The sequence below is a fragment of the Butyrivibrio sp. NC2007 genome (assembly GCF_000421405.1).
Taxonomy (GTDB): domain Bacteria; phylum Bacillota; class Clostridia; order Lachnospirales; family Lachnospiraceae; genus Butyrivibrio.
Window position 1 is genome coordinate 91,479 of sequence record NZ_ATWY01000003.1, and the last position, 22,626, is coordinate 114,104.

The 22,626-nt window shown below is 45.3% G+C and carries 20 protein-coding genes; 6 read left to right on the forward strand and 14 right to left on the reverse strand.

What is annotated here, in order from left to right; genetic code table 11:
• Nucleotides 1–32 precede the first annotated feature (32 nt).
• Together G632_RS0103310 and G632_RS0103315 are read left to right on the forward strand one after the other, a co-directional pair.
• Nucleotides 33–755 (forward strand): response regulator transcription factor, encoded by a 723-nt coding sequence (locus tag G632_RS0103310; protein WP_022767611.1) that lies wholly within the window; start codon nt 33–35, stop codon nt 753–755.
• Nucleotides 752–2,080, forward strand: coding sequence for a HAMP domain-containing sensor histidine kinase (locus G632_RS0103315; RefSeq protein WP_022767612.1), 1,329 nt, complete (start codon nt 752–754; stop codon nt 2,078–2,080). The genes G632_RS0103310 and G632_RS0103315 overlap by 4 nt, the downstream gene beginning before the upstream one ends.
• Before the next feature lie 20 nt (nt 2,081–2,100).
• Here G632_RS0103315 and G632_RS0103320 read toward each other — a convergent pair whose 3' ends face one another.
• From G632_RS0103320 to G632_RS0103365, 9 genes are all read right to left on the reverse strand, one after another.
• Nucleotides 2,101–3,294, reverse strand: a complete 1,194-nt coding sequence (locus tag G632_RS0103320; protein ID WP_022767613.1) for an NAD(P)-dependent oxidoreductase — start codon at nt 3,292–3,294, stop codon at nt 2,101–2,103.
• 117 nt (nt 3,295–3,411) lie between these two features.
• A complete protein-coding gene (locus G632_RS0103325; RefSeq protein WP_022767614.1) occupies nt 3,412–3,891 on the reverse strand; it encodes a DUF2798 domain-containing protein in 480 nt (159 codons plus the stop codon).
• A gap of 163 nt (nt 3,892–4,054) precedes the next feature.
• On the reverse strand, nt 4,055–4,252 hold the full coding sequence (locus G632_RS0103330; RefSeq protein WP_022767615.1) for a hypothetical protein: 198 nt from the start codon (nt 4,250–4,252) through the stop codon (nt 4,055–4,057).
• A gap of 18 nt (nt 4,253–4,270) precedes the next feature.
• Complete coding sequence (locus tag G632_RS0103335) at nt 4,271–4,858, reverse strand: nitroreductase (protein WP_022767616.1); 588 nt, start codon at nt 4,856–4,858, stop codon at nt 4,271–4,273.
• Nucleotides 4,858–5,457, reverse strand: a complete 600-nt coding sequence (locus G632_RS0103340; protein ID WP_022767617.1) for an HD domain-containing protein — start codon at nt 5,455–5,457, stop codon at nt 4,858–4,860. Before G632_RS0103340 ends, G632_RS0103335 begins: the two co-directional genes overlap by 1 nt.
• A 26-nt stretch (nt 5,458–5,483) precedes the next feature.
• A complete protein-coding gene (locus tag G632_RS0103345; protein ID WP_196802265.1) occupies nt 5,484–6,218 on the reverse strand; it encodes a spermidine synthase in 735 nt (244 codons plus the stop codon).
• A 97-nt stretch (nt 6,219–6,315) separates the two neighbouring features.
• On the reverse strand, nt 6,316–7,821 hold the full coding sequence (locus G632_RS0103350) for a flotillin family protein (protein WP_022767619.1): 1,506 nt from the start codon (nt 7,819–7,821) through the stop codon (nt 6,316–6,318).
• Between the two features lie 183 nt (nt 7,822–8,004).
• Nucleotides 8,005–8,541, reverse strand: coding sequence for an SGNH/GDSL hydrolase family protein (locus tag G632_RS0103355; protein ID WP_081647056.1), 537 nt, complete (start codon nt 8,539–8,541; stop codon nt 8,005–8,007).
• 211 nt (nt 8,542–8,752) lie between these two features.
• Nucleotides 8,753–10,594, reverse strand: coding sequence for a subtype A tannase (locus tag G632_RS0103365; RefSeq protein WP_022767621.1), 1,842 nt, complete (start codon nt 10,592–10,594; stop codon nt 8,753–8,755).
• Nucleotides 10,595–11,145: 551 nt separating this feature from the next.
• Here G632_RS0103365 and G632_RS0103370 point away from each other — a divergent pair.
• From G632_RS0103370 to G632_RS0103385, 4 genes are read left to right on the forward strand one after another with little or no spacing between them, the layout of a single operon-like run.
• Nucleotides 11,146–12,594 carry an ABC transporter ATP-binding protein gene (locus G632_RS0103370; RefSeq protein WP_022767622.1) on the forward strand — a complete coding sequence of 483 codons (1,449 nt, stop codon included), beginning with the start codon at nt 11,146–11,148 and terminating at the stop codon, nt 12,592–12,594.
• Nucleotides 12,595–12,604: 10 nt separating this feature from the next.
• Complete coding sequence (locus G632_RS0103375) at nt 12,605–13,393, forward strand: ABC transporter permease (protein ID WP_022767623.1); 789 nt, start codon at nt 12,605–12,607, stop codon at nt 13,391–13,393.
• Complete coding sequence (locus tag G632_RS0103380; RefSeq protein WP_022767624.1) at nt 13,390–14,193, forward strand: ABC transporter permease; 804 nt, start codon at nt 13,390–13,392, stop codon at nt 14,191–14,193. Before G632_RS0103375 ends, G632_RS0103380 begins: the two co-directional genes overlap by 4 nt.
• On the forward strand, nt 14,193–15,686 hold the full coding sequence (locus G632_RS0103385) for an extracellular solute-binding protein (protein ID WP_022767625.1): 1,494 nt from the start codon (nt 14,193–14,195) through the stop codon (nt 15,684–15,686). Before G632_RS0103380 ends, G632_RS0103385 begins: the two co-directional genes overlap by 1 nt.
• On the opposite strand, the gene pgmB is transcribed toward G632_RS0103385, so the two are convergent.
• The 5 genes from pgmB to G632_RS0103410 all read right to left on the reverse strand — a co-directional run bounded on the left by pgmB (nt 15,683) and on the right by G632_RS0103410 (nt 22,617).
• Complete coding sequence (gene pgmB / locus G632_RS0103390; protein WP_026512359.1) at nt 15,683–16,321, reverse strand: beta-phosphoglucomutase; 639 nt, start codon at nt 16,319–16,321, stop codon at nt 15,683–15,685. The genes G632_RS0103385 and pgmB overlap by 4 nt on opposite strands.
• A 14-nt stretch (nt 16,322–16,335) precedes the next feature.
• A complete protein-coding gene (locus tag G632_RS0103395; protein ID WP_022767627.1) occupies nt 16,336–17,835 on the reverse strand; it encodes a family 43 glycosylhydrolase in 1,500 nt (499 codons plus the stop codon).
• On the reverse strand, nt 17,835–20,600 hold the full coding sequence (locus G632_RS0103400) for an alpha-L-rhamnosidase (RefSeq protein WP_022767628.1): 2,766 nt from the start codon (nt 20,598–20,600) through the stop codon (nt 17,835–17,837). Before G632_RS0103400 ends, G632_RS0103395 begins: the two co-directional genes overlap by 1 nt.
• Nucleotides 20,601–20,667: 67 nt before the next feature.
• Nucleotides 20,668–20,901 carry a poly(A) polymerase gene (locus G632_RS0103405; RefSeq protein WP_022767629.1) on the reverse strand — a complete coding sequence of 78 codons (234 nt, stop codon included), beginning with the start codon at nt 20,899–20,901 and terminating at the stop codon, nt 20,668–20,670.
• Between the two features lie 18 nt (nt 20,902–20,919).
• Complete coding sequence (locus G632_RS0103410) at nt 20,920–22,617, reverse strand: glycoside hydrolase family 3 N-terminal domain-containing protein (RefSeq protein ID WP_022767630.1); 1,698 nt, start codon at nt 22,615–22,617, stop codon at nt 20,920–20,922.
• Nucleotides 22,618–22,626 lie beyond the last annotated feature (9 nt).

The window sequence follows — 22,626 nt, forward strand, 5'->3', positions numbered from 1 at the left end:
TTGTGATACAATAATCCATACGGAGATAAACTATGCACTACAACTGTCTTATTGTGGATGATGAAACTGAACTTGCCAAAATGACTGCTGAGTATTTCAGGATGTTTGACGTTTCCACGGAGTTTGTGGACAGCGCCGCATCCTGCCTCAGTTTCTTTGATGAGGGCAACACTGCCGATCTGGTGCTCCTAGACATTAACTTAGGAGACGGCTCAGGCTTTGATGTCTGCAAAAAACTTCGCGAAGAAATGCAGCTTCCAATCCTGTTTATAAGCGCAAGGCAGAGCGATGATGACGTTCTGATCGCCCTGTCCATCGGCGGCGATGACTACATCAAAAAGCCCTACAGCCTATCGGTGCTGCTGGCCAAGGTCAAGGTAAACCTAAAGCGGATAGCCCAGCTGAAAAACGCTCAAAGCTCGGCGCCAGAAGCGGATGCACCTGCAGACACGGCTCAGTCCGGCAATGACAGCGGCTTTGCAATGGACAGCCCTACCATGTCGGTCATCATAGACGGCAACAGCATTCCACTCAAGGCCAAAGAATACGCGCTCCTTGACTGCCTATACAAGCATCACGACACCATAGTCAGGAAGGAAGTCCTATTTGACGAAGTGTGGGGAGATACATATTTCAGCGACAGTACGCTAAACGTGCACATCAGGAAACTTAGGGAAAAGATTGAGGAAAACCCAAATGAGCCAAGGCTCATAAAGACTGTTTGGGGAACAGGATACATTTTAGAGCTGCCATGAAGAGTTTAAAGCGGATATTTATTTCTTTTACCATATTTATGCTACTTATACTGATCCTGTTCTACACCCTGAACAGGAAGACGGTTTATGGCAAAAGAGATATCGTCTACTACAATGATCAGCTCCACAAGGTCAGCAGCGACATAGAAAGCGGAATGTCTGAGGCCGATGTGGAGGACAAATACTCCTGTCACATTATTTTTGCAAAAGAGATCGATGATCCGGAGCTTTCCCAGCTCTACGCCTCTGGCGCTCTGGTGCTGGACCTTAATGTTGACGGACAATACGCCGGAAAAGTTGCCTGGAATGACAGGGAAGATAACTTTGATAATACCAAACATCAGATTTTAAAAGTCGCATTGGCGCTGTGGCTGGCAGTGCTTGTCAGCGGCTATCTTTTGCTGTTGTACATGTACACAGTCTTTTTAAAACCCATCGAAGAACTCAAAGATTTTGCAACAGATATCGCAAAAGGCGACCTTGATAAGCCCCTTCCCATCCGCCGGACAAATATGTTCGGCAGCTTCGTGGAAGGTTTTGACCTCATGCGCGAACAGCTAAAGCTTTCGATCGACAGAGAGCGAACATCTGAGATTGCGCGAAAAGAGCTTATTCAAGACCTAAGTCACGACATAAAGACTCCGCTGGCTGTCATCAATGCAACCTGCGATGTTCTTGACCTTAAATATTCCCGTAAATTAAAAGAGCTGTCTTCTGACCCATCAGCAACGGGCAAAGACAGCAGCATTTCAGAATGTAACGATACTCTTGATAAAGTAAGAACCATATCTGCCAAGGCCGACACTGTAAGCTCGCTCCTAAGCGATGTTATGCATGCCAGCCTTGAAGACATGGAAAAGATCAGTATTAATGTCACCGAGGAAAGCTCGGTTCTCATCGAGGAAAGGATAAAGAGCCTCTCCTCCTTTGGAAATATCATACTCGAAAACCACATCCATCCCTGCCTTGTCTACATGGACAGACAGCGCATGGAACAGGTAATCGATAACATCATCGGAAACTCCGCCAAATACGCAGGCACGGATATCACAGTGAGCTTCTCTGTAGCAGACGATATCCCTAATGAAAGCGGCAAAAGCGAGAGCTTCATAAAGATCAGAATCCGCGACAACGGCCCCGGTGTCGATAAAGACGACCTTCCGCTCATCGCCGAGAAATACTATCGTGGCAAGAATTCCACCGACAAATCCGGCTATGGCCTTGGTATGTACCTCTGCAAGATGTACATGAACAAACAAGGCGGAGGCATGGAGTATTACAACGACAACGGTTTCGTTGTGGAACTGGTACTAAGGAAGGTATAAGCCATATATTTCCGGCCTTATCAGTCCTTCTTAGACTTCATGTATCTGTCCATATCCTCTGCAATCTGCTTGGATACTGCTACTGCAGCAACAACTGTCTTGGCGCCCGTAACCACATCTCCGGATGCGAAAACGCCGGGAAGTGAAGTCTCTCCGTTGGAATCTGTGGCAAGATTGCCCTTCTCGTTGAGCTTTAGGTCTTTTTCACGAGTTACGATCCTGTCCTGCGGAACCTGTGAAATTGCGATTATCACACTGTCAGCAGGAACCAGTTTTTCAACGTTCTCATCATCTTTAAATACCGGTCCGTCATCCTCAATCCTGACAATAGACTTTCTGTACTCAAATTTCACGCCGTCAACCTTGGCATATTCAAATTCTTCGGGCGAAGCGCTGACTTCATCGCCTCTCACATAGACAACAACATCTTTTGAGCCGTGTCTTATAGCAGTTCTGGCAACATCCATGGCTGCATTTCCTGCGCCGATTATCGCAACCTTATCTCCAAGCTCGTAAACATCCGGATTATTTAAATAGTTTATGGCGTAAAAGACATTTCCGAAGGTCTCACCGGGAACACCGAGCTTTCTTGGTCTCCAGGCTCCGGTACCGATAAACACGCTCTTATATCCGTCATTTAAAAGGTCTTTTATTCCGGTAGATCCGCCGATGGAGAAATTAGGCCTGAACTTGATGCCCAGTTCGCGCATCTTCTTGTAATATCTGTCCAGAATGGACTTAGGCAGCCTGAACTCCGGAATTCCGTAGCGAAGTATTCCGCCAATCTTGTCATGAGTCTCAAAAACAGTGATGGAATATCCCTTTAGTGCCAGTATTATCGCAATAGTGATCCCCGCAGGTCCTGCACCAATAACAGCTGCTTTCATTCCGTTTGATGGAGCAGGCTTAAGGTCAAGCCTCTCAAAACATGAGTCGGAAATGTAATTCTCAATTGAAGAAATGTGCACAGGCTCCCCCTTTATGCCTCTTACACAATTTCCCTCGCACTGATTCCCATGGTTGCACACAAGCGAACAGATCATGGACAGCGGATTATTCTCAAAGAGCATCTCCGCAGCCTCCATCATCCGATTTTCCTTGAAAAGACGTATCATCTTGGGAATATTGGTGTGAATCGGGCATCCGTTTTCCCTGCATCTGGGGTTGGTACACTGTAAACAGCGATTTGCTTCATCGATAACATGTACAGACATATCATACTCCTCCACTTTATATAGCTTTTTGCTTCTTGTTCCATTTATATCATTTGAACATATTCCTTGTAAGCGTTTACATTTGCATAAAAGTGGAATATTATGTACTGTTTCTTTTTACTGCTTCCCTTTTCCTATAGTCTTAACAAAGAATCCAAATACATTTCTAACAAGTGGTCCGGCAAAGAAAATCTGCCAGCAGAGCGCCATTGGGAAATTCAGGGCTGTTGTCTGAAGCCAGACTGCCACAAACTCTACGCCGGCATTCTTAAAAAGAATTGTTGCTGCAAGGCTCATCAGTGGGCACATCAGGCATACTGACATCGCTGAGATAGCAAGTACAATCATTATCATCGGGTCTTTTCCCGGTGTAACAAATCTAAAGGCCAGTTTCTGCGCCAGTTTTCCAACAAACAAAAGCTCTAAAGCTACAGCTATAGGCCACATGATTATGATCTCTTTAAATGCTGCGAGGAATACGAAATTCTGCATTCCACCCACGCTTAGGGAAATGTTGTAGCAGATCATTGCATAGACCATGACAAATGCCATGAACAGAGTGAAAATAACATCTTGAAACTTATTTTGTGGTAACATACCTGGGGTTCTCCTTTCATTGTCCAGGGGAAGACCAAAGGCGTGTTGTTCGTTATCACCACAGGGTGTGCGTTTCCAATAAATACCAGCTCAATATCTTCATATATTTTTTGCATCGAGTAGTGATTATAGCAGAAAATTTGTGGTTGTGTAATAGGGAATTTTAACCCAGCCTCGCAAGTATCTCCGCAGCCCTATCACTGCCATGTTTTGCTGCGTAGAAAGCCCACTTCTTGGCCTTTTCCAAGTTCTTTTTTCCGTCAAAAGACCCTTTGAAGTATCCTTCGGCTATGGCTTCGGCTGCTTCTATGCTGCCCTTTCCTGCTTTGTCTATAAGATCTAATAAGTCTTGTTTACTCATGGTTTTATCTCTTTCTTTTTAATTTGCCCAGGTTACCGGATTTCCTTTTCTCTCAAGTGGCTCCCTGACAGGCTCTCCGCTCTCAGGATAGCCAATGATAAGTCCACCAGTTATCGTCTCGTCTTCATTAAGGCCATATCTGTACATGAATTTCCTAATTTCTTCGTTCTTGTCAAGCCAGTGAAGCTGATTGATCCAGCATGATCCAAGATCCAACGCATTGGCAGCTATCATCATGTTCTCCAGTGCGCATGCACTGTCCGCCATAGCATTTCCATAACCCTTTTTATTGGCAGTAACAATATAAACCGGAGCTCCGTAATGGAAAACGTAGCCGCCTTTCCTTGCTGCATTTATAGAGTTCTTTAACGAGATATAGGTATCTTCTTTGATCTCCATTTTTGCGAACTCTCCGCATACCAGATCCGCCATTTCAGCAAGTACTGCTTCATCCGTAAACACAATAAAATGCGTAGTCTGGCTGTTTGAGCCGCTCGGCGCATATCTCCCTGCCTCAATGACCTTGTTTATCAGCTCTTTATCCGGAATCTCTTTCTTGTATCTCCTTGTACTGCGCCTAGTTAAAATAGCTTCTAATGCTTCCATTATGATGCCTCCTTAGCCATCTCAGAGTTAATGAGGTCTTCTTCTGCAGCCATAGCCTGCAGTGTCATCGTAAGCAGCTTATCAAGCTCCCAGCCAAGCTGCTGCGCACCTCGCTCAATTACTTCCCTTGAACAGCCGGCTGCAAAGCCCTTGCTCTTGTACTTTTTCTTAAGAGATTTAAGTTCCATGTCTTTGGTGCTCTTTGACGGTCTCATAAGTGCAGCTGCCCATATAAGTCCCGTAAGTTCATCTGCAGCAAAAAGAACTTTCTCCATCTCGTGAGTCGGTTCTACATCGATAGTTTGTCCGCATCCAACAGTAATTCCATAGCCGTGAGAGCAAACTGAATGAATAATGTCCTCGCTTACTCCGCCGTCTCTCAGAAGTTCAGGTGCTTTAAGGCAGTGCTCCTCCGGATATAGCTCAAAATCGATATCATGCAAAAGACCTACAATCCCCCAATGTTCAGCCTCATCGCCATATCCCAGTTCATTTGCATACCACTTCATTACAGCCTCAACAGTAAGGGAATGCTGAATATGAAACGGATCCTTGTTGTACTTTTTCAGCAGTTCAAATGCTTCATCTCTTGTGATCATTGTTCTCCTCCCAACTATTCTCACTTTTACAATTCTCTGTCCGAGGCCATCAGTATGCAGTTCCAGCCCTGCGGACAGTTGATGATCTTAGTATTCTTATAGATTTTCTTTAGTATCGCTTGGCATAAATGAGTCTGCATGGAGATAACACCGTCGGATTCGTTAAGCATGTTGATAGCAAGAATGCCATCGGCTCTTGTTATCTGATATGTCAGCTTGAGCACTCCCTCTGAGAGCAGCTCTTTTACCGGCTTTCTGCCCTCAAATGCGTCAAACACGATAAAGTCATACTTCTTGGATTCACTCCCAATTTCATCAGCGGCTATTTCCAGTGCAAGCTGCGAGATATGCTTTATTCCGTCGCCAACAACGGCTCTTACTCTGTCATTCTCTGCGAACGAGAAGTACTTGCGCGCCAGATCCAGCATCCGCGCATCCTTCTCAATAACAGTCATCCTGCCACCGGGCACACAACTTGTATAATACCTTGGAAATGCCATACCACCGCCGCCTATCAGAAGCGCCTTATCAAGCCCCTCATAGAAAAGAGATATCTCTTTTAACGACTGCATATAGTAAAACAGCGGGTCTGTGTCACCATTCTCATCGAGATACACCCCTGATTCCCGCACTCCGTCATACAAAAGAAGCCTTACCGGCCTCTTATGCTCGATCCTGTCGAAGATTACTATGTGCCCGTCGTCTGACTGATAAATGGTTTTCGGCGCCACAGCCAGCCTGAGCATTTGCATAAATGACATGTTTTTTGCACTCATATAGTCATTATGCTTTTTCTGCAATCAAAAATCCACCCCCATTATATGAATGGGAGTGGATTCCATTACTTAGTAAAGCTCTTTACTTAGTTTCTACCGATACATCAGCACCTGTGATGTTGATGTTCTTGTTTACCTTTGCATCATAGGTTCCGGCACGCATGATCTCTGAGAAATCAACTCCTGTAGCCTCTGACATGGTATCAAATACCTGTTTCATGACAATTGGCATATTTCCTGAAATCTGTGATGCTCCATTGGAGCCGTCGCCTGTACCATAGATATTGATCTTGTCGATCTGTGAAAGAGGTTTTGCAATCTCAGCAGCCATCTGAGGCATGATCTTGATCATCATCTCAGCCATAGCAGCGCCGTTGTACTTCTTGTAAGCCTCTGCTTTCTTTTCCATTGCCTCAGCTTCTGCAAGACCTTTTGCCTTGATGGCTTCAGCTTCTGCACGACCTTTTGCAGCAATACCTGCAGCTTCAGCATCATATTTTGCCTTGATACCTGCTGCTTCCTGCTCTGCAGCGAATTTCTGGGCTTCAGCCTGAGCCTTTTTAGCATCAGCTTCACGCTCCTGCTCATACTTGGCAGCTTCAGCCTTTTTCTGACGCTGTACCAGCTCTGCTTCAGCTTTCTTTTCAGCCTGATATTTCTCGGCATCAGCTTTTTTCTCGATCTCAGCAGCAAGTTCCTGCTGTTTTACCAGTACCTCTTTTTGCTTGAGCTCTGCTTCCCTCTCAGCCTTAGCGATCTGTGCATTCACAGTTGCTGTCTGAATGGTCTTCTGCTGTTCCTGCTCCTGGATCTGATAAGCAGCATCGGCAATAGCGCCTGCTGTATCAGCTTCTCTCTTGAGTTCAGCCTGCTTGATAGCCAAGGCGTTGTTCTTTTCAGCAATTTCAGTCTGTGCAAGAACTCTCGCATCGTTGGCAGCCTTATCGGCTTCAGCCTGTGCGATTGCTACGTCCCTGTCGGCCTGAGCTTTTGCAATAGCAGCGTCCTTTTTGATCTTAGCGGTATTATCCATACCAAGATCACTGATGAGACCATTTTCATCTGTAACATTCTGGATATTGCAGGAAAGAATCTCAATACCAAGCTTACTCATATCTCTTGAAGCTTTTTCCATAACCTGATCTGAGAAGCTGTCTCTGTCAGTATTTATAGTCTTAAGAGCAAGTGTACCGATGATCTCACGCATGTTACCCTGCAGAGAATCCTGAAGGTCCATTGTGATCTGCTCAGGATCCTTATTCAGGAAGTTCTTGGCAGCCAGCTGTATGGACTCTGTGTCTGTTCCAATCCTTACCTTTGCTACAGCATCTACGTTTACATTGATGAAATCGTTTGTGGGTACTGACTGCTCAGTCTTGATATCAACAGTCATCTGTCCAAGATACAATTTATCGACTCTCTCAAAGAACGGAATCTTTACTCCTGCGCGTCCGATCAGGATTCTGGGGTTTCTCCTCATACCGGATATGATATATGCTCTGTCTGGAGGAGCCTTTACATATCCTGCAACAATGATCAGGATGATAAGCGCGATCATTGCAAATAATAAAATAGCCTGTAGTGTCATACAATCTCCTCTCTTTCTTAGGCCTTTGGCCTAAATGTGATACTTAAGTTTTTAAGTATCGTTTGTTGTTAAAGAAATTATATGAAAGCCCGGTATTACAATACATACCGGGCTTTGTGAATTATCTTAGGCTATTTTCCAAAACAGGAAAAAAATGAGTCAAACTGAAACGTCCCCGGTGACTCACATCATCTTAAGCTTGGATTTAAGGAGCTTGTAGATTATCTCATGTCCGGCGTCGTTGGGATGAAGACCGTCAGGGCAATATCTCTCACGTATGAAATCTTCCTGAGGCTCAATACCGCTCTCTTTATAGAGGTCGACTACAGGAAGTGCATAGTACTGGGCAACTTCACGGATCACTTCAACGTAATCCAAAAGAGTACCCCAGTTGCGAACGCCGACCTCGTTATATACCTTATCTTCTTCTGTCCTGTGAAGCGGAGTCATGACTATGACTGTTGCTCCGGGATATTTCTTTAAAACCTTCTGATACAGATCGTGCAAAGCGCCATAAAATGTATCCGGGGTGCGATCGCTCATGTTGCCTTTTGCTGCGTCTCCGTGACCATAGTCGTTGGTTCCACCAAAAAGTACAACAACGTCAGCATCCGCATCCATTTCATCTACTCTTGATGCAAAGTACCGGTCCATAACCTCATCGTATGGAACCTGCTGATTTGCTATCCTTGTTCCACCGATTCCGTAGCCTCTGCAGATACAGCCGTCCTTCTCAAACCTCCTCCACTAGAAGTTCTGCGGATCAGATACTCCATGACCTTCTGTGATGCTGTCCCCGAGAAAATTGATCTTTAATCCCTCTAACTTCATTTCCTTTTACTCTCCTCCAAAAATTAAAGCCTTCTATCAGGAATTTCTAATTTCCTAATAGAAGGCTAATATTATTAAATGTCTTTTTCAAGAGCTAATTTTATTCAGCTTCAGCTGCTACACAGGCATTTACCCATTCAATGAAGTTGGTTGTGGAATCGCCATCTCTTTCAGCCGTTGTGTGCTCCTGGCCCCATACAAAGCTATAATCAACCTCTGAGCCATAGTTCTGGAGCGCAAGAACCAGATTGGCCTCAGTATTAACTGCTGTATCGCTCTGCCATAAGCCGGTATTTATACGGAAGTACTTAGCAACATTTGATGTACCGTACCCTTCTGAACTTGAAAGCAGGTAATACAGAGGTGAGTACATATTTAATCTGTAATCTACTGTGTGTCCGAGTTCATCTTCCTGGCTTAAGTCCTCTTCAAAATCCGCAACGTAACTTGATCCCAGCTCACTTAAAACTGACATAAGCATTGAATCAAAGTGAGCACCTTCTCCGTCTCCATATCCAAAGAGAGTATTTTCACCCTGTGACTCATCAAGCTGGTCAAATGCTGCGATGCCCTTGGAAGCTGTCTTAACCGCCTCTGCAAAATCAGCAATGCTTGTGATTGTCGCGGTATTTGTTGCCTCGTCGTAGGTTACCCAGGTTCCGTTTGCGTTCAGTGCATCTATATAATCCTGTGCGGTTTCGAAGGTTCCGGAAATTGAAACACCTGAATTATTCTCAGTTCTTGAGATATCATCGATTGCTGTGAAATCAATTTCTCCGCTTGGCTTCTCACCATCAGGTCTTCCACCGCCGGGACCTCCATTTCCTCCATCAGGTCCCATTCCGGCCTGATGTCCCTGACTTGAAGAATCTGAATCATACGGGAACGTAGTATCTGCAAGGAAATTGTTCAGTGACTCCTCAATTACGCTGACCATGTATTCATAATAGCTTCCAGCCTGATATCTTCCATCCTCGCTCTCTTCCAGGGTAAGCGCATTTCCCTCGGAATCTGTAAGCCCAAGACTATTTATATACTCAGCATATGCAACAGTAAGACCATCTGAAATGCTCTGTTCCTCATCAGTAAGACCTGATCTTGTGGTTCCCATCATCCACTCATAGGCTTCATCAGCGGAATCAAGTGACGTGATAGGGCACCATCCCATGGATCCAAGTACAGAGTCACTTACTCCCATAACAGCTCCGATTGCCTCAAGATAGTCATCATAGAGCTCAGAATCACCTGTCACTCCTAAAAGAGCTGACTGCGCACCACCACCTGACATACCAAATGTAAAGATGCTGTCCATATCTCCTGCGATATTTCCTTCGTTATACCTTATATAACGTATAGCTGCTTTAAGATCGGTAACACCAGCCGGAGCTCCGGCATCTCTTCCTCTGCAACCTGCATGTACATAGATGTATCCTGCATCTGTATACTCTGAAGCGCTGCTGTACTCAGTCATTGGAGATTGTGCTGAATATCCGGGTGTATTTACAGGGAACACGATTGGCGCTGTCTCTGCAGTATATCCGTTTACTTCAGCCGTAGTATTCAGCGTACATGTATATGTTCCATCTCCGTTGTCCGTAGCATCCATGTAAGCTGCCGGAACAATTATCGCAAGCTCCTCATACTCTGTATCTGCCGGATTCTCACAATACTGAATCCCAAGCTGGTAGTATACATTATCCTCTTCGTTGTACTGCCATTTTGTATTATCTATCTTGGACAGATTTGTTACTATCTCTGATGTTTCTTCTGCTGAGTCCGCATCTGTATTAGCTTCTGCTGCTGTATCTTCAGCATCTGTAGCTTCCGTTGTGCTCTCCTGTGTAGTACTTACCTGTGTTTCTGTTGTTGCACCGCTTCCACACGCTGTAAGAGCAACTGATGTGCCCAAAATAATTGCTAAAATAATCTTTCTCCTGATCATTGATCATTCCTCCTGAATTGTTTGCTCGTCTGAAAGCAATAATATGCATCCAACTTAAAACGTACCTAAAAGACCAATTAAGCAATCCTAAAAAATCTTATTTCCCACCGCAATTGATTTATTGTCACAAATGCAGTGGTGAAATTTTCATCTTTTTTTCTCCGCCTTCCACTACATTCAACGAATTCTTGCTTTTGCAGTGGTCATTTTAAACAGAATTGGCGCCGGTATTCCTACGCAATTCACTCATTACTTGTAATGTAGTGGACCATCACCCAAAATAATCTCTTTTCCCTCCACTGAATTTCATGATTTTATGCATATGCAGTGGAACTCCCTCATAAATTCATTTCTAATACTCCACTGCATTTTACACTTTTCCGCAATTGCAGTGGAAAATGGTCCCTTACCCCCGTCCCTAGGGACCAAAAAATGAGCCACTGACTCCGTCCCCGGGGCTCAAAAATATTCTTATACTTTTTCCCACAGTAAAGCGTCCACGTGATAAAATAGAAAACAGTGAATTGTGATTTAATAAGGAGCTTACCAAAATGGGGAACACGAACGATAACATCATCGAACTCAAACACATCAACAGGATCTTCGAAGATGGCTTCAAGGCTGTTGAGGACTTTAATCTGGAGGTAAAGCGCGGGGAATTTGTCACCTTCCTTGGGCCCTCAGGCTGTGGCAAGACCACGACTCTTCGAATGATTGCCGGCTTTGACATGCCGACTTCCGGAGATATCCTTTTGAATGGAAAAGACATCTCGCAGCTTCCACCTTATGAGAGACCCATCAACACGGTGTTCCAGCGCTATGCTCTGTTTCCCCATATGAATATATTCGATAATATCGCCTTTGGCTTAAAGCTTAAAAAGCTTCCGGCAGACGAGATCAAGAAGAAGGTCAAAAAGGTCCTGGAGCTGGTTGACCTTGAAGGCTTTGAGAAAAGAAGCGTTTCCACCCTCTCAGGTGGTCAGCAGCAGCGTGTAGGTATTGCCCGCGCTCTGGTCAACGAGCCTGAAATCCTGCTTCTCGACGAGCCCCTCGGCGCTCTTGATCTTAAGATGAGAAAAGAAATGCAGATAGAGCTTAAGGCTATGCACGATGAGCTGGGCATCACTTTCATCTACGTAACCCACGATCAGGAAGAGGCTCTTACCATGTCCGATAAGATCGTAGTCATGGCAGAGGGTAAGATCCAGCAGATCGGAACACCGGAAGATATCTACAACGAGCCTAAGAACGCCTTTGTTGCAGACTTTATCGGCGAGAGTAATATCTTTAACGGTATCATGACCGGCAGCATGCAGGCACGTTTTGCAGGCGGTCTTTTCCAGTGCGTCGATGATGTGCCCCAGGGTACTCAGATCACTGCCGTTGTACGTCCCGAGGATATTGAACTTGTAGCTCCCGGCAACGGACAGATCCGCGGAAAGGTAACATCTGTTATCTTTAAAGGAATGCACTATGAGATAACCGTTCAGTCCGGCAGATATGAAGTTGTGATCCAGAACACCAAGTCTGCAGAAGTGGGCAGTGATGTCGGAATCAAGGTTGAGCCTGATGGCATCCACATCATGCTTGCTGAGAACCACACCAACTTCTTCCACGTAGACATGAACAAAAATCATCGTCTCGAGTTCAATAATAATGAGCTTGATGTCAGCCTGACTCAGCTCATCAAAGGCAGCCGTAGAAATGAAAATCACGAGCTTTTGGACGAGCACGGAGAGGTCATTGATCCCGACAAGATACATATCGTCGCAGCAATTGAGCCCGGCGACATACGCATGACAGATAACACTGATGACGAGCAGGTACTGGTAGAAGGCTTTATCAGCAACCTTATTTACAAGGGTGACCACTACAGCTACGTTATCAACACTGATTTTGGGCAGGATTTCATTGTTAATGATGAATATCTCTGGAATATGGACGACAGAGTCGGCCTTATCCTGCCTCTTGATAAGATGAAATTTACCGTTAAGAAATAAGGAGGAGCATATGAGATTTTCCAGAAAAACCTTAGGTATCCCATATGCCGTATTCCTGCTGATCTTCGTAGTAGCTCCGCTTCTGGTGCTGTTCTACTACGCCTTTACCAACGGACAGGGGGAATTCACGCTCCGGAACCTGACAGACTTTTTTACTGACCCTAATACGCTGGGAACGCTGTTTTACAGCTTTGCCCTGGCGCTTACAACCACAGCTGTATGTTTGCTGCTGGCTTATCCGACTGCCTATATTCTCACCACAGGGAGACTTAAGAAAAATACCGTACTTATCATGATCTTCATCATGCCCATGTGGATCAACTTCTCGCTCCGTATTACAGCGCTCAAGGAGATTCTGGACCTGATAGAGGGAAATCTTGCATACCATCCGTTCCTTAACTCGGTTATCGGTATGACTTACGATTTCCTGCCCTTCATGATTCTGCCTATCTATAACACCCTTGCCAAGATGGACGCTTCTCTGATCGAGGCAGCAAAAGACCTGGGTGCTAACGACAGGCATGCATTCCTGCGCGTAACACTGCCCCTTTCCCTTCCGGGCATCATTAGCGGAGTATCCATGGTACTTCTGCCTGCAATGACCAACTATGTGGTACTGGATATGCTCTACAACAGCACCTACATCATGGGTAGTCTTATCGGCAGCTACTTCTCCGCATACAACTGGAACGGTGGTTCTATGATCGCACTTATCCTGCTGGGCATCATATGTATTTTCAACATCATTAATGATGACGACAGGGGCGAAACAGCTAAGGCAGGAGGTGCACTGTTATGACCAAAAAGATAGCTAGGGCCGGAATACCGATTCTGGTCATCCTGTTTTTATACGTACCGATCCTTGTGCTTGCTCTGTACAGCTTCACTGATTCAACGCAGATCGGAGCCATACGCTCTTTTACACTGAATAACTATGTGACGCTCTTTACTACCCCTGAGCTTCAGGAGATGATACTGGGCACGATCCTGCTTGCCCTGGCATCAGCACTGCTTGCTACTCTCCTTGGAACTCTGGGCGCAATAGGAGCCTTCTATTCAAAGAGACGTACAACCGCAGTGATGGATACAGTAAATCAGATTCCGGTCATCAACGCTGATGTTGTTACCGGCTTCTCGCTGTGCATTCTGCTTGTAGTTGTTCTGGGCATCAACAAGGACAGCTTCTTCCCGCTGCTCTTCGGCCATGTGACTCTGAGCGCACCCTTTGTATATCTCTCTGTTATCCCTAAGCTTAAGCAGATGGATTCCAGCCTCTACGAAGCTGCTCTGGACCTTGGTGCAACTCCTTTCCAGGCGCTTACCAAGGTGGTTGTTCCTCAGATACTTTCAGGTATTATCTCCGGTTTTTCACTGGCGATAACGCTTTCACTGGATGACTACTTCATTGCAACCTATACCAAGCCGGCAACCTTTGACACCATCAGCACCTACGTAGTCAACGCCACAAAAGGTTCGCAGACTCATATAAAGACAGCGCTGTGGGCATTATCAACGCTGATCTTTCTGATCGTTATCATCATCGTTGCCGTAAGAAATCTGAAATTCGAGCGACATGAAATTAAAGAGGAGAGAGCCTGATGAAAGCAAGACTACTAACGGCTATTATTATAATAACAAGCGTTATTACCACCTGCTCCCGTCCGGTTTATGCTGCTTCAGATGCAGAGAAGCCTGTAACACTGCGCATCTGCAACTGGGAGGAGTATATAGACCAGGGTGACTGGGGAGAAGACGAAGTGATTGACCTTGAGAGCGGCGATATTTTCGGAGAAAACTCCATGGTTGATGACTTTGAAGAATGGTATTACGAGACTTATGGTCAAAGAGTAAATGTTGAATATTCAACCTTTGGCACCAACGAAGATCTCTACAACATGCTCACAATAGGCGATGTCTATGATCTTGTGTGCCCTTCTGAGTACATGATCATGAAGCTTATGGCAGATGATCTGGTTCAGCCCTTATCCGATGAGTTTTTTGATCCTGAGACAGAGACCAACTACTACATCAAAGGCGTTTCTCCCTACATCAGAAACATCTTTGAGACCCACGATATTAACGGTGTTACCTGGGATCGCTGCGCTGCAGGATATATGTGGGGTATTACAGGATTCGTGTATAACCCTGATGTAGTAAGCGAAGAAGATGCTTCTACCTGGAAGCTTCTTGAAAACCCGGCTTATCGCCGTCAGGTTACCATAAAGGACAATGTCAGAGACGCTTATTTTGCCGCTGTCGGTGCTCTTAAGTCAGATCTTTTGACATCTGATGAATTCAGGTCAAGGCCTGACTATGCCATGGCCCTTCAGACCGAGATGAATGACGTCTCACAGGAGACGGTAGATAACGTACAGCACTATCTGCAGCAGGTAAAAGACAATCTGTATTCCTTTGAAACAGACTCAGGAAAAGCCGATATGATCACAGGTAAGGTAGTTGCAAACTACCAGTGGTCAGGAGATGCTGTATATGCCATGGATCAGGCCGAAGAAGACGATTACTACTTAAACTTCGCTGCTCCTAAGGAGAGTACCAATATATACTTTGACGGATGGGTAATGCTTAAGAAGGGAATTTCCCAGGATCCTGCCAAACAGCAGGCTGCAGAAGCTTTTATCAACTTTATTTCAAGACCTGATAACGCTATCCGCAACATGTACTATATCGGATATACCTCCGTCATCTCCGGAGGAGACGATGGTCGCGTATTTGAATATCTTGAGTGGAATTACGGTGCAGAGGATGAAGACGAGGCAACAGATTACCCCGTTGGATATTTCTTCTCAGGAGACCCTGATGATGAAGATTATGTGCTGACTGTTCCCGAGGAACAGCTTAAACGCCAATTAGGCGCCCAGTACCCTTCTTCAGAGGTCATAGACCGCGCTTCCATCATGGTCTACTTCGACCAGGCAAAGAGCGAAGTCATCAATCGTATGTGGATCCGCGTAAGGTGCTTTAACATCCTTACCGTTCCTGTATGGGTATGGGCTACCATCATACTGGCGATCTGCGCTATAGTAGTCTTTCTCCTGCGTCAAAAAGCCGCAAAGGAAAAGCTCTACAGTTAAACGTATTTCAAAATATCCTTAAAGCTGTCCAGATGATAAGTTGCCTTGGAATAGTTTGCTGCACTTCCGATACCAGCGCCATCAAATCCGCCTGCAACTGCAGCATCTATGCCTGCTTCAGCATCTTCGATAACGAGGCAGTCCTTGGGCTCTTCGAGCACAAACTCAGCAGCCTTTAAGAAAACTTCCGGATCCGGCTTGGATCTTGTGATATTTGTGCCATCGCTTATGGCATCAAAGAAACCTTCCAGGCCGATTCTCTGAAGTATAAATTTGGTATTCTTGCTGGATGAACCAATAGCCAGCTTAAGTCCCTTATCCCTAAGGGCATTTAGAGTCTCTCTGACCTCATCCGAGAGGTCTGCAGGAGACATTTTCTCAAGACTCTTTCTGTAGATATCATTCTTCTTGGTCGCGAGTCTTTCCTTCTCTTCGTCTGAAAGCGCAGGACCTGTGTATTTCTCAAGAATTATCTCAAGAGAATCCATTCTGCTTACGCCCCTGAGTCTCTCATTTATTGTCCTGTCAAAGGGAATATTCAGCTCATCTGCCAGCTCTTTCCATGCCAGATAATGATACTCATCCGTAAAACAGATAACCCCGTCCAAATCGAAAATTACAGCCTTATATTTCATAACAGCTCCTTTCATCACTCCAATATAAAACTCTTAAAATCAATCTTTCCATCACCAATAAAGCTAAAGAACAGGCCATGGATCCCATCCGGAATATCTACGCTTGTCTCATACCATGCAAATCCATCATCTGCTTTCGCAAAAGAGATCTCGCCGGCCGGCGCAGAATCCTCAGAATCCAGCGATATAAGAAGCTTACCGTTTCCGTAGCTCTTTGCCTCTACACAGATCTTTTTAACGTCTTTGCAGTCAAAATACTTAAATCCTGCAACAACACCGTCAAAGACATTTGCTATATACTGTTCCGACTCCTCTTCCTTCTCAGCGGTTTTCTGGAAAATATAGGGCTGAGAGTCCTTAAGAGACTGTCCGTAAACAATCTTTTTGTCATTCTCTTTGCACATAAGGTTACATGCAATGGCAGCTGAGTAAGTTCCCTTACCTGCAAGAGCTCCGCCGTTAAGACCGCAGCTTGTGAGCTCAACCTGTGCAATACTGCCATCCTCTGCCACATGAATCTCCTCAGCACAGCCCTGTCTTGAGCTCTCAGTGCCGTGAGTCTGCCTGTGATAGAATATATACCACTTGTTATTTATTTCGATTATGCTTCCGTGGTTGTTACCCATCATGGCTCTGGGCTTTACATTTCCCTTATATCCGATGTCTCCGTTGGATATAATTACTCCACCATAGGTAAACTCTTTGTCCGGATAGTCTGATGTTGCATAGCACAACTCATGACTAACTGAGCTTGAATAGATAAAGTAATATTTATCTCCTATCTTGCGCATCGAAGAGGCCTCAAAGAAGCCGTGTCCCTCATATCCTGTACCCACTGCGATCTTTTCGCCGGGAACCATCAGATGGGGCTCTCCCTTAACCGTGAGCATATCCTTATCAAGCTCTACAACAAAGGCTCCGTCAGAGAACTTGGTATTAGCGATAGCCTGAAGCTGCGCCTGTGCTTCTTCCCTGCTCATTCCCATTTCAAGGAATGTTTCGAGCGGAGGCGCAGGAAGTGGCTTGGCCGGACTGAATCCGTAGTATAAAAAGACTCTTCCATCATCATCTACCAGTACTCCGGGATCAAACGGGAAGTTCTCCTGAAGCTCTTTTCCTCCCATCACATCCTCCGGATACTTAACATGTCCGTAGAAGGAAAAAGGTCCTGCGGGTGAATCGCTGACTGCCACGCCAAATTCCGGGTTAAAAGAGAAGCAGTAATACATGTAATATCTGCCATCTGCGCCCTTTACTACATCCGGAGCCCACAGGTCCATCCTGTTATCTGCATTTGAAGGATCCTGGGTTCTCTTATAGATAACGCCTTCATATCTCCAGTCTGTCAGGTCCTCTACAGGTGCTGACCAGGTCACATAATCTCCCATGCAGTACTTCTCTCCGCCCGCGAAATCATGGGATCCGTAGATATAAACTCTTCCGTCAAATACCCTTGGTTCTCCGTCGGGAATATACTCATATAGCGGTAAATATGGGTTAAAAACCTGTCTCATTATTTCCACTCCTTTTTAAGTGCAAGCAGTTTATCTGCCGCTGCCATGACCATAGGCGGATTAAAGCCCATAAAGAACATGGTCTGCAGCTCATTTAGTGTAAGTCCAAGGCTCTCTACGTCCTTGCTTTCTATAAGCTTATATGCAAGGGGTAGATCAGCTTTTATTATGTCGAGAGCTCTTTTATCCTCGGCAAATTCCTCAAGCCTTGTGTCCATGGTATACATGAGCCTGTAATCTCTGGCAGGCTTATAGGTCTTTTCAAAAATTCCTGCCTCCAGCTGTATCTCCTCGCCGTTTGTTCCGGGCAGTCTGTAAACCGCAGAACATCCGAAAGGAACTTCGGCTCTTACAGTTATTGTGCCGTCATCGTTTATCTTCCAGCAGGATGAATACTTACCGCTTACAGAGTTGTACTCAAAGTTCACATACTGAAGCTTGGAACTGAGCTGAGGCGCAATATATGCGCTCTTAAATCCTGCCGAATTAGGCTGGATTCCGGCGATAAAACGGTAAACATATTCCATTACAGAGCCATATGAATAGTGATTGAGCGAATTCATGCCTGTTCCGCTGATGGTTCCGTCATCAAGGATAGAGTTCCATCTCTCCCAGATAGTGGTCGCTCCGAGGTTGATGCAGTGCATCCATCCGGGGAAGCCTTCCTGGAACAGGATGTAGTAGGCAATATCCTCCATACCGTTCTCAGCAAGAACCTGACACATCATTGTGGCTCCTACAAAGCCGCCTTTAATCTTGTAGCAGTCCTTTTTGAGCCTGAGTTTAAGGCCGTCAATAATCTTGTCCCTGCTGATAAAAATCTTGTATTTGAGGCAGATAAGGTACGCTGTCTGTGTATCAATTGCAAGCCTTCCGCTGGGCGAGAAATACTCGTTTAAGATTGCGGTATTTACCTTCTCTGCGCGCTTTGCATATCTTATGCTGTCATCAACATACCCAAGGATTCTGGCTGCGCTTCCTGCCTTTATCAGTGATTCATAGTAGTAGACAGATGCCACAAAATAGTCATCTGTGCCGCCCTTCATGCTCTGAGGGCTGATTCCGTCCTGAGCAAGCCAGTCGCCGAAATGAAAGCCAAAGTTCCAAAGGCCGGTATCACCGTGCTCTTCGTCCTCATGAATGACATGATCCACCCAGTCCTTCATCAGAGGATAGTTGGCCCTAAGCTCATCCTCATCTCCGTAGTACTCATACAGAGCCATTGGCAGGAATGTGGCAACATCGCCCCATACGCTGCTTCCGCCGGGAGCCTTGCTGATATTTGGAATAAAGTTTGCAACAATTCCGTCGTGATCCATCTGATCCAGATGAAGGTCATATAAAAACTTTCTGTAGAAAGCTCTTGTGTCCATGTTAAAGCAGGCAGTAGGAGCAAAAACCTGCGCATCGCCGGTCCATCCAAGACGCTCATCTCTCTGAGGACAATCTGTTGGCATATCAAGGAAATTGGACTTCTGTCCCCACAAGCAGTTGCTTGCAAGTCTGTTCAGCTTGGCATCTGAAGTGTCCAAGGTCGCTGTGGTCTCAAGGTCTGAATAAACCACGTTTCCGGTGAAATCTTCGGCATTAAGCTCACCTTCCCAGCCTGTTACTCTCACATATCTGAATCCATAATAAGTAAAGTGTGGACGAACATCTTCCTCTGAACCATCTGAAACATAGGTGAACTGTGCCTTGGCAGATCTGTAGTTGGCATTGTAGAAATTGCCCTCCTGAAGGACTTCGCCGAAATCAAGAACAACCTTGGTTCCGCTTGGAAGCTTTGACTTAAAGGATACATACCCCGTGAAATTCTGGCCAAAATCCAGCACCTTCTCACCTGCCGGTGTATTGATGATCTCTTTTACAGGAAGAGTCTCTTTTACCACAACAGGCAGACTGTATCTCTCCACAAGCCTTGCCACCGTATCTTTGTTGTCCTTCCATACAGTCACAGGCTTGCACTCGTTCTTCTTGTCCTTCCAATATAGGCGGTTATACTCCTCGCCGTCGTAAATATCGCTGGAAACAATATCGCTTCCGCAATATTTGAAGCTCTCATCTGTCATGACAGTGAGCTTGCCATTTACATAAACTTCCGCAATGACACCAAACTTATTGCCATAGTATGAAACGTCGCCATCGTAGCCAAGACGGCCCTTATACCAGCCGTTTCCGCAGATGATAGAGAGCTTGTTATCAGCCTTCAGAAGGTTCGTGATATCGTAGGTCTGATACTGAATGCCCTTGTTATAGTCGTTGCAGAAAGGTGCAAGATAGTCGTCGCCGATCTTAACGCCGTTTAAATAAGCCTCGTACAGACCAAGTCCTGTCACATAAATACGGCCTTCCTTGATCTCTTTTACCCCATCAAGAGAAAACTCTCTTACAAAGCATGGGTGGAAAGAAGGCTCCTCATTTGTTCCGATGAACTTAGCCTTCCACTTCTCTGCCATTTTGCCGGTCTCAAAGAAGCATACATCGCTCTTGGCAGTATTATTCTCATCATCCGTTACTTCAACGTAGAAATAATACCTTGTTCTGGGCTTTGGAGTTATATCTATAATCTCTCCGATCCAGTCAAGATCGTGGTCTTCCTTGCTCCAAAGAATCTCTGAGAAATCCTCTTTTTCGCTTACAACGATCTTAGAGCGCACCTGATATTTGCCGGTTGTCCCGGTCACCTTCCAGCTGCACTTTATCTTCGGGTAGGAGAATCCTATCGGATTTTCAATTCCATTTATCTTTACATCAACGATTTTCATACTAGTTTTCCCTTTATCAAATATGAGAATTAGCCCGGACATGAATTTCTCATATCCAGGCTACAAATTACTTAAATAAAAATTTTGCGATCCTCTCCATATCCTCAGGCTGATGCGCGAACACTTCAACATTGGGGATCTCAGCAATCTGAGGGAATACGCTGGATAATGCTATGATCTGGCAAAGCTTTGACTTAAGATTAAGTCTGTCGCCCTCAGGAGTCACCAGTTCAACATCTCCCTTGCACTGCTCTACCACCTCTAAAAAGCCTTCAAAGTCCGATAATTTGTCGATTACCATATTTGTCTACCTCCAAAGTTAATATGCCAAGTACTCTTTTCCGCAGAACGGATCTACGGGGCTTACGCCCTTAAACTCGCTCTTGCCAAGGATCTTCTCAACCACTGACTCGATCACGTAATCATGATTTGAATATGCATTGATGTAAGTCTTGATCATCGGCACATCCAGAAGATGATATGGAATCTGCAGTGAAATGAACATTGTCGGAACAACCTCCACAAACCATGGAATATTGTTGCCTGCTCCGAAGATGGTATGCCAGTTAAGTCTTGCTGTGGTCTTATTTGAAGCATTCTCCACATTTCCGAGATAGATAACAAGGTCATACTTGTTCCTGAACTCAGTAACTGACTCAAACTTGATAGGCTTGTTGAAATCAAATTCCTCTTTTACATAGGGGATCATTTCAAAGCCTTCAGCTTCCATGAGCTTTACAAAGGTCTCTTCTACTCTCTTCTCGGAAGCGCATCCGCCCATGATCTCATACAGCACTCTCTTGTGCTTTTTAGGAGATATGGGTAAAAGAGCTTGTGTATCCTTTACCAGTGTCACCGACTTGTCAGCGCACTCTTTTGCCCAGGCAACGTGCTCATCGCTGCCGATAACAGGAAGATTCTTTTTATCAGGTACAAGAGTTCCGTTAGCTCTTTTCTCATGGAGTCTCAGCGCAGCCTTCATAGCAAGAATACGTGTAAGTGCTTCATCCAGGCGCTTCTCGGAGAGAATTCCCTCCTCGTAGCCCTTCTTCATAAACTGAATATCTTCGTCATAATCCTTGTTGAACAGGATCATATCGCAACCTGCTTCAATGCAGTACGGAACTGATTTTTCTCTGTCCATTGCGCAGAGGAAACCAACCATAGGGGTAGCATCCGTAATTATCATTCCGTTAAATCCAAGCTGATCTCTAAGGAGATTCTGTAAAAGCTCAGGAGAGAGAGAAGCCGGTATAAGCTTCTTGGGGAGGCCCGGGTTAAATTTCTTCTGATAAGAAGGAAGCGCGATATGCCCAACCATTACTGACAGAGCGCCTTCGTCGATAAGGGTTTTGTATACATCGCCGTATGTCGCATCCCACTCCTCACAACTGAGACTGTTTACGCTGGTTAATATATGCTGATCAACTTCATCTACGCCGTCTCCGGGAAAGTGCTTGATGGCTACTGCTGAGCCGCACTCTTTTGCCCCTCTCATATACTCAAGGCCAAATTCTTTGACCTTCTCAGGGTCAGAGCCATAGGTTCTGACATTGGTTATGGGGCTGTGATAGTTATAATCGATATCTACTACAGGAGCGAATGCGTAGTTGCATCCTACTGCCTGTCCTTCGCTGCAGCTTACCTTTGCAAGTCTGTATGCCTGCTCGGGATCACCTGTTGCTGCAACCTGCATCTGCTTTCCGAATGATGTTCCCTCGAGTACGATTCCGTCTCCGCCTGCCTCAAGATTTGCTGCAAGAAGCATTGGAACCTTGCTGTTTGTCTGAAGATATGAGTATGCATCAAACAGTTCCTCAGTTTTTCCTGTTCTGAACATGAGTCCGCCGGGGTTCTTGGAGAGTATCTCATACTGCAGATACTGCTCGTTTGGGGAATATCCGATTGGGAAAAAGAGCTGTCCGAGCTTTTCATCTAATGTAAGAGAAGCTTTTGTCTCTTCAACCCACTTAATATCTTCATCTGATAAATAAAATGGCTTTGCCTTTAAATCCATTGAAATAAC

What these genes read in the sequence shown, in the direction of transcription:
- G632_RS0103310 (WP_022767611.1), top strand. Translation starts at nt 33, where the DNA reads ATGCACTACAACTGTCTTATTGTGGATGATGAAACTGAACTTGCCAAA.
- G632_RS0103315 (WP_022767612.1), top strand. Translation starts at nt 752, where the DNA reads ATGAAGAGTTTAAAGCGGATATTTATTTCTTTTACCATATTTATGCTA.
- G632_RS0103320 (WP_022767613.1), bottom strand. Translation starts at nt 3,294, where the DNA reads ATGTCTGTACATGTTATCGATGAAGCAAATCGCTGTTTACAGTGTACC.
- G632_RS0103325 (WP_022767614.1), bottom strand. Translation starts at nt 3,891, where the DNA reads ATGTTACCACAAAATAAGTTTCAAGATGTTATTTTCACTCTGTTCATG.
- G632_RS0103330 (WP_022767615.1), bottom strand. Translation starts at nt 4,252, where the DNA reads ATGAGTAAACAAGACTTATTAGATCTTATAGACAAAGCAGGAAAGGGC.
- G632_RS0103335 (WP_022767616.1), bottom strand. Translation starts at nt 4,858, where the DNA reads ATGGAAGCATTAGAAGCTATTTTAACTAGGCGCAGTACAAGGAGATAC.
- G632_RS0103340 (WP_022767617.1), bottom strand. Translation starts at nt 5,457, where the DNA reads ATGATCACAAGAGATGAAGCATTTGAACTGCTGAAAAAGTACAACAAG.
- G632_RS0103345 (WP_196802265.1), bottom strand. Translation starts at nt 6,218, where the DNA reads ATGTCATTTATGCAAATGCTCAGGCTGGCTGTGGCGCCGAAAACCATT.
- G632_RS0103350 (WP_022767619.1), bottom strand. Translation starts at nt 7,821, where the DNA reads ATGACACTACAGGCTATTTTATTATTTGCAATGATCGCGCTTATCATC.
- G632_RS0103365 (WP_022767621.1), bottom strand. Translation starts at nt 10,594, where the DNA reads ATGATCAGGAGAAAGATTATTTTAGCAATTATTTTGGGCACATCAGTT.
- G632_RS0103370 (WP_022767622.1), top strand. Translation starts at nt 11,146, where the DNA reads ATGGGGAACACGAACGATAACATCATCGAACTCAAACACATCAACAGG.
- G632_RS0103375 (WP_022767623.1), top strand. Translation starts at nt 12,605, where the DNA reads ATGAGATTTTCCAGAAAAACCTTAGGTATCCCATATGCCGTATTCCTG.
- G632_RS0103380 (WP_022767624.1), top strand. Translation starts at nt 13,390, where the DNA reads ATGACCAAAAAGATAGCTAGGGCCGGAATACCGATTCTGGTCATCCTG.
- G632_RS0103385 (WP_022767625.1), top strand. Translation starts at nt 14,193, where the DNA reads ATGAAAGCAAGACTACTAACGGCTATTATTATAATAACAAGCGTTATT.
- pgmB (WP_026512359.1), bottom strand. Translation starts at nt 16,321, where the DNA reads ATGAAATATAAGGCTGTAATTTTCGATTTGGACGGGGTTATCTGTTTT.
- G632_RS0103395 (WP_022767627.1), bottom strand. Translation starts at nt 17,835, where the DNA reads ATGAGACAGGTTTTTAACCCATATTTACCGCTATATGAGTATATTCCC.
- G632_RS0103400 (WP_022767628.1), bottom strand. Translation starts at nt 20,600, where the DNA reads ATGAAAATCGTTGATGTAAAGATAAATGGAATTGAAAATCCGATAGGA.
- G632_RS0103405 (WP_022767629.1), bottom strand. Translation starts at nt 20,901, where the DNA reads ATGGTAATCGACAAATTATCGGACTTTGAAGGCTTTTTAGAGGTGGTA.
- G632_RS0103410 (WP_022767630.1), bottom strand. Translation starts at nt 22,617, where the DNA reads ATGGATTTAAAGGCAAAGCCATTTTATTTATCAGATGAAGATATTAAG.